At 52.2% G+C, this 14,788-nt stretch carries 7 protein-coding genes; 2 read left to right on the top strand and 5 right to left on the bottom strand.

Going from position 1 to position 14,788, the window contains the following annotated elements; genetic code table 11:
- Positions 1 to 138: 138 nt before the first annotated feature.
- Positions 139 to 612: a DUF6794 domain-containing protein gene (locus ACYVEA_RS23095; protein ID WP_461115804.1), complete on the top strand. Its 474-nt coding sequence runs from the start codon at positions 139 to 141 to the stop codon at positions 610 to 612.
- 598 nt (positions 613 to 1,210) lie between these two features.
- Positions 1,211 to 3,934, top strand: a complete 2,724-nt coding sequence (locus ACYVEA_RS23090) for a bifunctional YncE family protein/alkaline phosphatase family protein (RefSeq protein WP_461115803.1) — start codon at positions 1,211 to 1,213, stop codon at positions 3,932 to 3,934.
- A gap of 28 nt (positions 3,935 to 3,962) precedes the next feature.
- On the opposite strand, the gene ACYVEA_RS23085 is transcribed toward ACYVEA_RS23090, so the two are convergent.
- The 5 genes from ACYVEA_RS23085 to ACYVEA_RS23065 form a co-directional block, all read right to left on the bottom strand.
- Positions 3,963 to 4,592, bottom strand: a complete 630-nt coding sequence (locus ACYVEA_RS23085) for an HAD family hydrolase (RefSeq protein WP_461115802.1) — start codon at positions 4,590 to 4,592, stop codon at positions 3,963 to 3,965.
- 57 nt (positions 4,593 to 4,649) lie between these two features.
- Positions 4,650 to 5,741 carry a sensor histidine kinase gene (locus ACYVEA_RS23080; RefSeq protein WP_461115801.1) on the bottom strand — a complete coding sequence of 364 codons (1,092 nt, stop codon included), beginning with the start codon at positions 5,739 to 5,741 and terminating at the stop codon, positions 4,650 to 4,652.
- 210 nt (positions 5,742 to 5,951) lie between these two features.
- Positions 5,952 to 6,350: a LytR/AlgR family response regulator transcription factor gene (locus ACYVEA_RS23075; RefSeq protein ID WP_461115800.1), complete on the bottom strand. Its 399-nt coding sequence runs from the start codon at positions 6,348 to 6,350 to the stop codon at positions 5,952 to 5,954.
- A 358-nt stretch (positions 6,351 to 6,708) separates the two neighbouring features.
- On the bottom strand, positions 6,709 to 10,818 hold the full coding sequence (locus tag ACYVEA_RS23070; RefSeq protein ID WP_461115799.1) for a hybrid sensor histidine kinase/response regulator transcription factor: 4,110 nt from the start codon (positions 10,816 to 10,818) through the stop codon (positions 6,709 to 6,711).
- 283 nt (positions 10,819 to 11,101) lie between these two features.
- On the bottom strand, positions 11,102 to 14,788 hold a 3,687-nt coding region (locus ACYVEA_RS23065), incomplete at its 5' end, for a putative Ig domain-containing protein (RefSeq protein WP_461115798.1).

Here is a 14,788-nt window from a genome sequence, read left to right as displayed (position 1 = left end):
CGATAATAACTTTTCGTCCTATGTATATAGGTTTGATAGTTTTCTAATGTGCTTTAGATAAGAAAATAGCTGGAAATAGCCATTCGCCCGACAATGAAAACATCGGTTTTAGAGTTGAAAACAAAAGACTATTAATGTATGGAAATCACGCTCAGAACGGAAGTAGAAGCACTCCTCAAGAAATACCGTAAAGAAAATACCAGTTCTCCCAATGGTGTATTAGCCGATTATTTGACTAGTTCGTTGAAGGCCTTCGATAAAGTGCTGGACTATCAGCATGAATTGATTGAAAAAAATACGTCCTCGAAGGCCGCCGACTCGGCGGCTGATAGCGTGACCTTGACAACGCTGGACGAGGCTGTTGCCTATCTGCTGCCTCGTTTCGAGGGGATGGAAAAATACATGGGAAAGAGTGAGGAAGAGTTTACGGCTTTCTGCCATAGCGAACTAAGCGGAGGCATTGGTATGAAAATACAGCGTGAATTGAAACTATGGGTGGTTGAGTCGCCTTTGCATCAGTATTTTTTGCGGAAGCACAACCTGCTTCATCTCGATGAAATGAGCGATTTGATTATCCGGGGGGTGTATCAGAAATTTAACCGGTCCAACTAGTTAGCCGGTTATCCTGAAAAGACTATTTCCGGCCTGTCCAGCATGCAGTGTCGCTGATGAACAAGCAGCAAGACAGCCATCTTGTCGACCAAAATAAAAAAGCATATACAGAGTCTGTATATGCTTTCCAGTTTATAACCTAACCTAAACTAAATTTATGAAGTCGACTGTAGGCTCATTGGCCAAAGAGTCGGAATATGCTTTGCTGTAATTGGTTTCCCCAGGCGCCCTGGCAGTTGCCTGACCAATTTCTCCTAGCTAATGGCAACTATCGTACCAGCCCATTAAAAACACCGTATGTACTGATATAGCGCTACTAGCGTGGCGCTCATTGTACGATTTCGGACAGGCCCCGTCCGCTTATGTACAGCTACGCAACAGGGGGCTACTAATGAACCACCGGGTTATAGCTAACGTAGCAGAAAGCCAGCGAAGCCAATGCGCATTTATATTTTTACTGGAAAGACACACAACGACCATCGATTTTTGAGTAAACCTTGCCTACTTTGTTCTCCTTCCGGGAGAGGGGCGGGTTACATACCTGCCGATTTAAAAATTCCGGGTTTCCCCGCCTAAGGCTTTCTGGCAGTTGGATTGTATGAAAATCAAAATTGAGTCAATCGTTTACGGGTTATTCGCTCTTTGCGACTTGTTTTTATTGGCTGGCTGTCATCCGTTTGGCCCAACCACAAAATATACGTCAGCCTATAAAATCGCTACGGATGATAGTACCTTGACCAGCGATAAGTCCCCGTTTCTAATGCCTTACAACCGCATCATCGATGCCGCCGGGAAATCAGTCAGTTTTGGCGATGCCAGCCTTGAAAACCATAGTCTGGACGCCGTATTGCTACCGGATAAGAAAACGCTGGTCGTTGAAGATCGGTTTGGCATCGCTTTTTTTGATGTAAAACAACAAGAGTTGATTTCGCGCTGGGACTATACGAAAGGCTCGAATCTCAAAGGGAGCATGAGTTCCTTCTCAGGTATCAAAGCCATCGTTCATCACGATTCGACCTACATTTTCTGGGGCGCTGGCGGCCGGGGAAAACCAAATTCATACGTCATGCAGGCGGTGTGGGACGGCACGCGCGCCCGACTGCTTCGAACTATTCCCTTTGAGGCTATTGCCCCGGCAACCATTGCCTTACCCAACGAAGTGGCCGTTAAAGAAGAAGCCGGTGAATTGTATGTATATGCCGTTTTGAATGGCAATAATCAGTTCGTTAAAGTCCGGGTTGCTGATCAAAAAGTGATCTGGACAGCCCCGACGGGAGTAGCCCCGTTTGGCCTAACCATACTTGGTGAGAAAGCCTACATTACTAACTGGGCTGGGCCCGTTCCGGATGCCAGCAACGGGCTGGAAACGGCCGGTGTACCCTGGGGGAGCGCTTACATTGATCCCAAAACGGGCGCTATGGCACGGGGAACGGTTTCTGTCATTGACATTCGACAAGGGAAAGCAGAGCGGGAACTGTCTGTAGGGCTGCACCCCAATGCCATAATTAGTAGTCCCGATCGGCGGTTTCTATACGTAGCGAATGGCAACAGCGATTATGTTTCTATCATCGATGCTCAGAAACAGCAGGTTACCGACTCTATTTTTGTCGGCCTGTTCAATCGGGGAAATGGCTACATTGGCAGCACACCCAATGCGTTGGCCATTGATCCGCAGGGCATTACGTTATACGTAGCGAATGGGATGGATAATGCGATCTGCGTGGTCGGGTTGGGCCGTACGGCATCCACCAATGCCACGGGGAATCACCAAATCAAGGGCTATATTCCTACCCAAGCCTATCCGTCCGGCATTGTGCTGAATGAGAATGAATTGTATGTAACGAACTTAGAAGCCGTTGGCCCTAGAGTTGCCAATCCGGTCGATCAGGGCAGTCAGGGTAAAAATCCACGTCAGGATACGAAGGCGTATAACTCCCACAAACAGTTAGCTTCCATCTCTTTTATTCCGGTACCCAATGCGACCCAACTGGCAGCCTTCACGGAGAAAGTAAAAAAACAGAGTCTTGAGTTTCGGCTGGCGCTGACCGAGCAGGCACCCCGGCCAGCTATTGCCCCAAAACCTGTTCCGGAACGTATTGGTGAGCCGTCGGTATTTAAGCATGTGTTGTACATTATCAAAGAAAACCGTACCTACGACCAGGTGCTGGGCGATATGCCACAGGGGAACGGGATGCCGTCCTTGTGCATATTTGGGGATAGCATAACGCCTAATCAACACCGGCTGACTCAGGACTACTTGCTGCTCGACAACTACCACGTATCCGGGAAGTCTTCGGCGGAAGGGCATCACTGGGCCAGCGCGGCTATGGTTACCGATTATACAGAAAAGAGTGTTCGGGCCTGGTTCAGGAGCTATCCGCACGTATTATATGACGCGATGGTCTACGATAAAAAAGGGCTGATCTGGAACAATGCGCTCGATCATGGCAAAACGGTACGTATCTATGGCGAAGCCTGTTCCTGTGCCTTCGACAAGAAACAATACGACTGGAGCAAGTTGTATCAGATGCGGCAGACCAGCCAGCCTTTTTCGTATACAAACACCACGACAATTTCCCGCGTCAGGCCCGTGTTATCCATGAATTTTCCGGGCTGCGACGACGAAACCGTCAGCGATCAAATGCGGGCTGATGCGTTCATTAAGGAATTGCAGGAGGCCAATGCAAACCCAAATGCCGATTTGCCCAACCTGATGGTTATGTCGCTGCCCAACGACCATACGGCCGGTTTGAGTCCAGGATTTCCCGTTCCCAAGGCCATGGTGGCCGATAATGACCTGGCCGTTGGCCGTATCGTTGAAGCCGTCACGAAAAGTCGATTCGCAGCGTCGACCGTCATTTTTATTACGGAAGACGACTCTCAGGCGGGCTGGGACCACGTATCGGCCTATCGGACAACGGGTTACATTATTAGCCCATACTCTCGCTTACAGAAAACCATCCACACAAATTATAATCAAACCTCCGTCGTGCGCACGATGGAACAGATTCTGGGCTTACCGCCCATGAACGTGATTGATGCGACGGCCTTGCCCATGTTCGACTGTTTTACGGACAAACCTGATCTGTCATTTACCTACAAAGCACAACCCAATCGCGTTGATCTGGCCGAAATGAACCCGGCAACCGGCCTGAAAGGAACGTCGCTACGGTTTGCCAATCAATCAAAAAAATACGGTTTTCATTTCATTGACCGGGGCCATGATGACTTACTCAACCGGATTTTATGGTTTTCGGCAAAGGGGAAAAAGCGGTACCCCGCTGAGTTAGCGGGCGCTGAAGACGATGACGACGACGAGTAGGCAACTGTCAGCTACAGTACTTAAGGGCTCAGTCCTCAGTTAGTGAAAAACCCAGTGTCGCCAGTTTTTGGCGGGTAGATTCATAGTCGAGGTGCTGAAAAGCTTGAATGCCGACCGACTGCGCTACTTCAACAAACATCTGCCGGTCATCGAAATAAATTACCTGCGCTGGGTCTATCTGGGTAATATCTAAGGCTACACGAAAAATTTCCGGGTCGGGTTTACGCACATGAACGTAGCAGGACGACATAAAGGCATCAAAAAGTTCTTTAAGACCAAAGTGCGTAATTCGGTATGCATTGAGTTCCCGCCCTTCGTTGTTGACGGCAAACAGCTTTAGTCCATACTGCTTTTTTAGCTGATGAAACAAATCAATCATGGCGGTATGGGGCTCTGATTGATCCAGTATGAACTGCGTAAATGTATCGCGGGAAAAATCGCGGGGTTCGTAGAAGACAATCCGCGTCAGGTATTCGTCCAGCGTCATTTTACCCGACTCATACGTATCAAATATGCGGTGGTGGCGCTCGTTCAGCACATTGAAATCCAGGCCAAATTGCTGAGATCCCCGCAAACGCGCCTGCTGGTCCCAGCCATTTGTTAGTAACACGCCACCAATGTCGAGGAAAATTGCTTGTATCGGTCGTTGAGCTATCATGCGGCAATAAACTAACTATTTCGTTTCCGGCAAGATTTTGGGGCAAGCATTTTCGAATCAGGCCAGCAGCGGCAGCACGACTGTGAACTGGGTATCTGTTTCTTCCACAATAGGTTGAGAAAGATGTAGCATCTGATATTTTGCTACGATATTGGTCAGACCGATACCATTCGATAATACCCGGCTTGTTTTGCGCTGTAGCGTATTACTGACCCGTAGCCAGGCCTGTTGATCAACCGTAATCTGAATATGAAGGGGACGTTTGACCGACGCTACGTTATGTTTGACGGCATTCTCGACCAGTAACTGAAGGCTCAGGGGCGGAAGCTGGTAGGAGAAATAAGATTCGTGTACCGCCACCTCTAAATGCAACGCTGCGCCATAGCGAGTTTGCAGGAGATGGTAATAGGCGTTGATAAACTGTAGTTCAGCGTCCAGCGTAGTAAGATGCTGTTGATTAGACCGAAGCAGATACCGGTAAACTTCGCTGAGTTTATCGACAAATCGCTCGGCCTGCTTAGGATCTTCACTAATCAGGGACGACAATGAATTTAAGGAATTAAACAAAAAGTGCGGATTGACATGCTGTTTGAGCGCGTCAAGCTGGCTTTGCAGATGAGCCGCCCGAAGCTCCTCCCGTTCCTGTTCGGCCCGCCTGAGCCGATCTTTATACAAAGATGAATCCTGTACAAAAAACAGAATTCCGTAAATAACTATAAAGAAAAGAGCATATTGAATGCCGTGCAAAAAGTCAAAACCGTAGAGGGATAGCTTGATTGTCAGATTGTTAATTGTAACCGACATGCCCTTGTAACTACCGAAGTAGCTGGCTAGCGTTCCATGGATGGCTAGAAATTCGAGCGCGTTTGAGAACCAGGAAAGGAACGTAGTAGACAGCGCCCCGCTCAGGAATGTGAGCAACAGGCGCTTAGCTGCCTGGTTTCTGGCCGGAAAGGCTGCCTTATACCGGAGAATGATCGTCCGGTTCAACTGCCATGTTGCTATGGTTGTTCCAGCCCCGATCAGGAATTTAACAAACACCATCCCGGTAAGCGGCTGGCGGTAGAAGTCATCAATCGTAACGGATACCACGACCAGCAGGGTAATCCCGATGATACGTAGCCACTTATCTTTGGCGTAGTAGTTCATTCATTTTTAAACTGTACAACCAAATGTAGTAAGCCCACTTCTATGTTGTGGCATTCTGACCCGAGTATCTGTTTTATCTGGGTCTGTCAATCCAACTACCTGCTGGACCACGTATGTACAACCTATTGAAAAACTTGACTTTGCTATTTGTGGAGGTGTTTCGGGCTGTCTCGCTGGGGCGGCCTGAATTGTTTCGTGCGTACTGAGCTTCTAGGCTGTACCAGTTGAGGGGTACCGATCCGTGGTGGATAGACTCTGATAAATTTTTCGAATCGCTACCCACCGACGACGCGACACCGGCAGCACATCCCCCGAGCGCAGATGAATGACGCCCCCCCGGTCGGGGTAAGTAGGCACCATCCGCTCGATATAGTGAATATTTATGATGCAGCTGCGGTGGGCACGCACAAACAACTCAATGGGCAATTGCGGTTCATAGTATTTTAAGGTGCGGGGCAGCAATATGCGTTGACCGTCTTTCCAATGCAGCCAGCTATAATTGCCGGTCGCCTGTAAGAACATAAGATCCGCAAACGGAAGTGTAATTTTGCCCGTATTGCGAACGTGCATTTTAAGGGCACTGGTGGATTGATTCAGGGAAGTATTCATACCTAAAAAAGAAGAGAAAGGTTGAGAGGATATCCAATTATAGTACGTCCAAATGATAGTCAGAAGGAGTTAACAAATGTGGTAGTTTAGCTAAGCCAAGTGTTAACTCATTTTCAGCATTCTTTGACTCATTTTCAGCATTTGCCCACAAAACGTTTTTTTGCCAGTAAAAGGCTACAGGGCCGTATACTATCGGCTATCATTCCACCGGAAAATGTTTTCGACAAAAGTCTATATCCAGACTACATCCCAAAGCAGCAAAAACACCCAATTGTCAAAAAGGGTGTTTTTACGGGGGACGAAGAAATTCGAGTTATTTGAGTGCTGGCTTTTCAGGTATTTTCAGCCGAAAAGCTTGCTACGTTTCCGCGTAGGCCGACGGCAGTACGCCAAACTCTTCCTGGAACATTTTGGTAAAATAGGATAGGTTTTCAAAACCCACCTGATAGGCAATGGCCGAGACAGTGCCATCGCCCTGAGCCAGCAGGGTGGCCGCGCGTTGTAGCCGATATTGCCGCAAAAACTCCACGACGGTTAAGTTCGTCAGGGCTTTTAGTTTGCGCAGCAATTGTGACGGACTCAGGTTCATGGCTTTGCTGAACGGCTCGACACCGAATCGGCTATCGCTCAGGTGTTCCTCGATAATGGCTCGTGCCTTTTTCAGAAAAGCGTCTTCGGGAGACGTAGCCTGAACCGAAACGGGTTCGTGAAAGAGCAGGTTGCTGGTATAATGGAGCCGCAGACGTTCCTGTTTATCAAGCAGATTCCGCACCCGTACCTGAATTTCTGCCTGGTTAAAGGGCTTGGTCAGGTAATCATCGGCGCCAAGTTCAAAGCCTTCGATCCGATCCTCAACGGTGGCTTTGGCGGTGAGCATCACCACCGGAATATGGCTGGTGGCTTCCTGCGTTTTCAGCATCCGACAGAAGCCAAAGCCATCGAGCCGGGGCATCATCAAATCGCAGATAACGATATTAGGCAACGTAGCCGTGGCTTTTTCCAGACCGTCCTGGCCATCAACCGCTTCAATGATCTGGTAATCGGTCTCAAAGATGCTTCGCACATAAGCTCGGATATCGGCATTATCGTCGATGATGAGCAGAATATTATCGGTGGCCGGAGAATCAACTAATCTATTGATCGGCACTTCCAGTGGTAGTACTTCCACTGAAAGCGGTCGCTCATCCCTAAAGGAGGCTTCACCGCCGGAGGTGTCAGCAGGGGCTAGTGTATTGTCAGCCGCTATGGGTTCGGCCACTGGCGTCAGTGGCAGGTGAACCGTAAACGTAGTGCCCTTGCCTTCTATACTATCGACCGAAATCGTGCCCTGCAAGACCTTCACCAGTTCATTGACCAGCGCCAGACCAATGCCCGTGCCTTCGTAATTTCGATTAGACTGACTATCTACCTGATAAAAGCGGTCGAAGATTTTGGGCAGGTTGGTGGTAGCAATGCCAATGCCCGTGTCTGCTACCCGCAGGATGACTCCCCTGGGCTCATACGCCACGGTCAGGCGCACTACGTTACCATCGGGCGTAAACTTAAAGGCGTTGGACAGCAGATTCGTTATAATTTTCTCCACCTTATCCCGATCAAAACGAACCCAGTACGTAGGTTGATCCTGCGTGAAGATGAACTGAATAGCCCGGCTGTCGGCCAGCGAACTAAACGAGCTGGCCAGTGTCCTGAGAAAGGCGGCAATATCGCCCGGCTCGGCTTCCGTTTTTAACTGACCCGCTTCCAGCTTGCTCAGGTCGAGCAACTGATTTGTCAGGCTGAGTAGCCGCTGGCCGTTTCGCTCCATCAACGTAAGGTCCGAATCATCAGGAAATCGTTTTTTCAGATTAGCCAGTGGGCCCAGAATCAACGTGAGCGGGGTGCGGAACTCATGCGAAATATTGGTAAAAAACTGTGTTTTAAGCGTATCCAGTTCCACCAGTCGACTCGCTTCCTGTTGCCGGAAGGCTACCTGCTGCTGAAGCAATAGACGCTGGGTCTGGATGCGGTGCAACTGCCAGGCAATAAGCGCCAGTAGGAGCAGATAAACCCCATACGCCCACCAGGTCCGATAAAAGGGCGGATGCACCCGTACCTGTAACGCAATCGGTTTACTCCAGTGCTCCCCCTCCACCGACCCACTCATCTGCAAGGTGTAGTTGCCCGATGGTAACTGGGCGTAGTTGGCAAAGCGATTAGTGCCCGCCGACACCCACTTCTCGTCGATGCCCTCGAGTCGATATCGGTACTGGTTTTTCGCCGAATTGGCATAATCCATCAGGCCGAACTCGAATGTAACTAGGTTCTGATCATGGGCCAGGTCAATGCGCTGGGTGTTTTCAATGCTTTCCGTCAAAATACCATCGGGGCTTCCCACATCAATGGCCTCATTATTAACTTTCAGGCCAATCAGCTGCACCTGTGGCGTAGAACCCCCTTTTCGAACCAGGTCGGCGGCTCGAAACGTCGTTAGTCCATTAACGCCCCCAAACATCAACTCGCCCGAAGGGGTCTTGAAAAAAGAGCCCGTGTTAAACTCATCGTCCTGTAAGCCGTCGGCTTTGGTGAAGTTGCGAAACTGCTTTGTTTTGGGGTTGAACTGAGCCAGTCCTCTGTTGGTGCTCAACCAGAGATTCAGGAACGTATCGGTCAGGATGCCATACACCACTTTGTTAGGCAGGCCGTTCTTTTCAGTAATATGGGTGAAGTGCCCCGTCTGTTTGTCCAGGCGGTCAAGTCCCCCGCCTTTTGTACCCACCCAGAGGTAGCGACCCGGTTCATGGGGGTCATCGAGCAGGCTCAGCACAATGTCGTTGCTCAAACTCTGGCGATCTGTCGCACTGTTTTTGTAGAGGGCAAACGTCGGGCTGGTCTGTGTATGGTCGGCTCGTACTAATCCCTGTTGGGTCGCAATCCAGAGTGTACCGGCCTGATCGAAGTACAGGGCATAGGTTTCGATTTCGGCTCCTTTCTGCAGTAACAGCGACTGATAGGAGAAAACCCGAAATGTTTCCGTCTTTGGATCGAATTGAAGAAGTTTACCATCTATTGCTCCAATCCAGAGCTTACCGGCTTTATCCTCAACGGTCTGATTGTAGTAGAACCCGAACGATGTATTGGAAGGAATAGGGTATTTTTTGAGCAGTTGCCAATCGGTGCTAAACTTAAACAGGTGCATCTGGTGCGTCTGGAAGTGCACGTTCGACACCCAGAACGTACCCTGTCGATCCTGCATCAGGTAGCGCTGCCGTTTATCACCGGGGGGCAGCGCATCGGGCATAAAAGGCTGAGTCCGGTTATTAAGCCGATCGAATTGGTAATAGGAGAACTGATGCCGGACGTAGGTGCGTCCCTGCTGATCGGCATACAGGTAGGAAAGGGTCATGCCCGGCAGTGTGGATTGAAACTGCCTGATCTGGGGGTTGAATTTTCGCAGGCCGTACCCACTCGTTCCCACCCATATATTCCCCGTCTGATCTCTGAGTAGGCTGGTAATCGCATAGAGGTCAGTGGGTAAAGTGGTAAAGGCATTATGGGCCGTCAGGCTGTCCTGTCGCATGAGTTCATCCAGCGACATGATCCAGAGGAATTCGCCCCTGGTAATGGCCAGTGTGGTTGCATTGAGGGCATTCTGGGTAATGACAGCCCCATTATTTCTTGCCATCAGGACAGTTTTCTGCTTGCCCCGATGGCGGCAGACGATTTTGTTCTCCTCGTCGATCGTCGCTAGAAAGGCATCCTGATTTATATCACCATAAAAGGATAAACCCTTGGTGAAATCACCTGTAAAGCGATTGAATGTATTCGCTTTCTGGGGATGTTGCCAGTTAAATAGGAACAACCCATTGATGCATACCGCCATGGCCTGACCGTCGGTACGAAAGCTAAGGGGCTTGATGATGCCCGTCACCTTTCCATCAATTGAAATCGGTATGATCTGTACTTGATCCGTTAAGTTGGCCTGATCGGGGAAACCATTTTTAAGCGAGTTGGGCAACTGGATTTTAAATAATTTAATCTCCCCCGCCACCACCCAGATAGCGCCCTGTGGATCTTCGAAGATGTTGTTGATGGCGTAATTTCCCGCGTTGGGCAATGCCTGGTCGCGAATATTAATATGATAAAAGCGTTGGGTGCGCGTATTGAACAGATTAAGACCTTTGTTAAGCGTACCTACCCAGAGCCATCCCCGGCTATCGGCCAGCAGCGACGAGCAATTATTGTCGGAAAGGCTATAATCGTTATAAGGATCGTGGGTAAATACGGTGAAATTATAGCCGTCGTATCGGTTGAGCCCATCTTTGGTGGCCACCCAAATGAACCCTTTGGGATCTTGTTTGAGGTCATACACCATCCCCTGCGACAGGCCGTCAGAAATAGTAAGCTCCTGCCAGCCCTTGGCGGTTCTATGGGTTGGCTGGGCAACCAGCGTAAAGGGAAGTAGAACGAAGAGTAGGTAGAGTAAGCGCATTCTGGCACACCATTAGTTATCCAACTACGTAGAATCAAACACGTTCGATTTTTTCGTACTGGCAAATTACTGGTTTGTTAAATAAAAAGATAGTTTTCTGGTAATATGATACTAATTGAGTAATCGTTTAAAGACAGATTAGACCCTATGTGAAAACGGTGACTAATCTCATGTGCCTTACACGCAAAGAACCAGCCAGACATACGTCTAACTGGTTCTTTTTGCGCCGGTTATAGGCGGTTAACCGCTTTGGATATAACCCCTGGCGGGTATCAGTCTTATCTTATTTATTGAAATATTCGATCAGGTCAGCATCCGAGTTGTTGGACAATTGTAACTCCCCAATAGCACTGCCCATCACCAGGGCACTGATACTTAAACGCCCTTTGGTATTGCCCGGCCGCAGTTGACCGATCAAACCCACCGACACTTTGGCACCGGCGCCTAAACCCCTTGTGCTGAGAATGTAGAAACTCTCGCTCGAGGTCGCGTCAAACTGCCACACCGTGTTCTGTACCCGACGACCCAGCACGCTGGTGGTGGCCGGATCAAAACTGAGGCTGAACAAGGGGTCTTTAGCCAGGTAAACCTGGATGAGCCCGTTACTGGACCGACTGTTGAGTTCCACTACGTCCACCACCACGTTCAGCGTACTAGTCCCGTATATCGTTGAGGGACTGGTCGACAGGAGGGGAGTCAAATCGGGCTGGCAGAGGGCCGCCAGATCCACCCGTCGACTCACCTCCACGCCGTTCTGGCGGGCCTTCAGCAGCACGGTGGTGGGATGATCCCGCAGTTGCTCAGGGACTTCCTGCGTGGCCAGGCTGGTCCAGTCTGTAATGCCCTCGGCATAGAACTCCACTGCTGTGCCATTGCCGCCTGTAGTCTGGAAGGTGATCCAGCCGCCTGAGCAGTTGTAGACAGGGGCCAGGAGCTGGAACGGATCACCCGTGGGGGCGGGGGGATTTGGGGGATTGACGGCCAGCGAGAAACTGGTGTTAGCCGTCTGGCCCGAAGCGTCCACAGCAACGACCGTAACGGTCTTGCGGCCTGCTATAATGGGGGTACCACTGAGGGTAGTGCCTGAGAAGCTTAGCCCCGATGGTAGACCCAGCATGGTGTACGTCAGGGGTAATCCCTGAGGCTGGATGAAGGTGCCCGCCGGAATACTAAAACTATACGGCTGATTTTGAGTAGTGGTCTGAGCAGTAATACCCTGAGCGATAAAAGGCCCAGGACTGGTGGTGGACTGAGGTGGGGTAGGCAGTCCGGCACAGTAGGCTGGCAGATCGAAAAGGTAGCTGGACTGCATGCCACTCTGGCGGGCATATATCACGAACTTTTTGGGGTCGGCCTGTAGGTTGATCTCGACGGTCTGGTTCGGGTTAGTGGTCCAGGGCGTGACGCCGGGGGCGAAGAACTCGATAGGTGTCCCATCTCCGCCCGTGACGTGGAAGGTGATGGCCCCGGTGGCACAGTTGTAGTCAGGTGCTGCCACGGCCAATTGGCCTCCTAACACCGTCAGCGTATAGGTCGCACTGGTGGCTGAGCAGCCGTTGGCATCGGTGGCCCGCACCGTCAGGGGGAAGCTCCCACTCTGAGTGGGGGTGCCCGACACCACGCCGGTAGTGGTATTCAGACTCAAGCCCGCAGGCAGGCTGCCACTGGCCAGACTGTAGCTGTAAGGCCCGCTGCCACCCGAGGCCGTGAAGCTCTGGCTGAAAGCACTGCTCAGGGTGGCCGTGGTGGTGGCCGGATTGCTCACCGTTACGGTGCCTGTGGCGCTGAGCACGGTGGTAGTGGTGCTGCTTACGCAGCCACTGGCATTGGCGACCGTCACCGAATACGTACCGGGACTGCTGACCACCAGGGTGTTGGTCGCCCCCGGGGTGCCCAGCGTACCGCTGCCGTTGGCAAAGGTGAAGGAGGTGCCCCCTGATGCGGTCAGCGTCACCGACGTAGTAGCGCAACTCAGCGGGCCGTTGTTGGTCAGCCCGGCCACGGGCAAGCTGTTCACTGTTACGGGCGTCACGCTGGTGGCTGACTGGCCATTGGCGCTCACCGTCAGGGTGAAACTCTGCACTCCGGTGCCCGACGCGGTGACCAGTTGGCTGAAGGTAGCACTGCTGGAGGTACCCGTTAGGGGCGTACTTAGCCCATTGGTCAGCGTGTATGAGTAAGAACCCGTTACGTTGCCCACACTAGCCGTGAAAGTGACGGGGCTGCCAATGCAGACCGCACTCGGGCTGGCTGACAAGCCTGTCAGGGTGGGGGTGGGGTCAATCACTACCAGCGTATAGGTCGCACTGGTGGCTGAGCAGCCGTTGGCATCGGTGGCCCTAACGGTGAGGGGGAAGCTCCCACTCTGAGTGGGGGTGCCCGACACCAGGCCGGTGGTGGTATTCAGACTCAAGCCCGTGGGCAGGCTGCCACTGGCCAGACTGTAGCTGTAAGGCCCGCTGCCACCCGAGGCCGTGAAGCTCTGGCTGAAAGCACTATTCAGAGTGGCTGTGGTGGTGGCTGGGTTGGTTAATGTCACCGTGCCTGTGGCACTGAGCACGGTCGTAGTGGTGCTGCTCACACAGCCACTGGCGTTAGCGACCGTCACCGAATACGTACCGGGACTGCTGACCACCAGGGTGTTGGTCGCCCCCGGGGTGCCCAGCGTACCGCTGCCGTTGGCAAAGGTGAAGGAGGTGCCCCCTGATGCGGTCAGTGTCACCGACGTAGTAGCGCAACTCAGCGGGCCGTTGTTGGTCAGCCCGGCCACGGGCAAGCTGTTGACGGTTAAGCTGGTGGTCGCGCTGGCTGCCTGGCCGTTGGCACTCACCGTCAGGGTGAAGCTCTGAGTCCCCGAGCCCGACGCGGTGGCCAGTTGACTAAACGTAGCACTGCTGGAGGTACCCGTCAGGGGCGTACTTAGCCCATTGGTCAGCGTATAGTTATAAGAGCCCGTTACGTTGCCGATGGTAGCGGTGAAGGTGACGGGACTGCCTACACAGACGGCTGAGGGAGTGGCCCCTAAAGCTGCCAGGGTGGGGGTGGGATCAATCACTACCAGCGTATAGGTCGCACTAGTACCTGAGCAGCCGTTGGCATCGGTGGCCCTAACGGTGAGGGGGAAACTCCCGCTCTGAGTGGGGGTGCCCGACACCAGGCCCGTGGTGGTATTCAGATTCAGGCCCGCAGGCAGGCTGCCACTGGCCAGACTGTAGCTGTAAGGGCCACTGCCCCCCGACGCGGTGAAGCTCTGGCTGAAGGCCGCTGTCAACGTACCGCTGGTGATACCCGGATTGCTCACCGCTACGGTGCCTGTGGCGCTGAGCACGGTGGTGGTGGTGCTGCTTACGCAGCCGCTGGCATTGGCCACACTCACCGAATACGTACCGGGACTGCTGACCACCAGGGTGTTACTGGCCACTGGGGTGCCCAGCGTGCCGCTGCCGTTGGCAAAGGTGAAGGAGGTGCCCCCTGATGCGGTCAGCGTCACCGACGTAGTGGCGCAACTCAGCGGCCCGTTGTTGGTCAAACCCGCTGTAGGCAAGCTGTTGACGGTTACGTTGGTAGTAGCGCTGGCTGCCTGGCCGTTGGCACTCACTGTCAGGGTGAAGCTCTGACTCCCCGCACCACTAGCGGTCAGGGTCTGACTAAAACTCGTATTGGACGAGGTGCCTGCTATCGACGTACTGCTGCCGTTGGTCAGGATGTAGTTGTAGCTGCCCGTCACATTACCCACGGTAGCGGTGAAGGTGACGGGACTGCCCACGCAGACCGCACTCGGACTGGCCTCTAAGGCTGCCAGGGTGGGAGTGGGATCAATCACTACCAGCGTGTACGTCGCACTGGTGGCTGAGCAGCCGTTGGCATCGGTGACCCTAACGGTGAGGGGGAAACTCCCGCTCTGAGTGGGGGTGCCCGACACCAGGCCCGTGGTGGTATTCAGATTCAGGCCCGCAGGCAGGCTGCCACT

Source organism: Spirosoma jeollabukense, assembly GCF_054777855.1.
This window is presented reverse-complemented; position numbering and strand designations above follow the sequence as displayed.

Excerpts from the sequence above, each read along its gene's own strand:
- ACYVEA_RS23095 (WP_461115804.1), top strand. The coding sequence starts at position 139 with ATGGAAATCACGCTCAGAACGGAAGTAGAAGCACTCCTCAAGAAATAC.
- ACYVEA_RS23090 (WP_461115803.1), top strand. The coding sequence starts at position 1,211 with ATGAAAATCAAAATTGAGTCAATCGTTTACGGGTTATTCGCTCTTTGC.
- ACYVEA_RS23085 (WP_461115802.1), bottom strand. The coding sequence starts at position 4,592 with ATGATAGCTCAACGACCGATACAAGCAATTTTCCTCGACATTGGTGGC.
- ACYVEA_RS23080 (WP_461115801.1), bottom strand. The coding sequence starts at position 5,741 with ATGAACTACTACGCCAAAGATAAGTGGCTACGTATCATCGGGATTACC.
- ACYVEA_RS23075 (WP_461115800.1), bottom strand. The coding sequence starts at position 6,350 with ATGAATACTTCCCTGAATCAATCCACCAGTGCCCTTAAAATGCACGTT.
- ACYVEA_RS23070 (WP_461115799.1), bottom strand. The coding sequence starts at position 10,818 with ATGCGCTTACTCTACCTACTCTTCGTTCTACTTCCCTTTACGCTGGTT.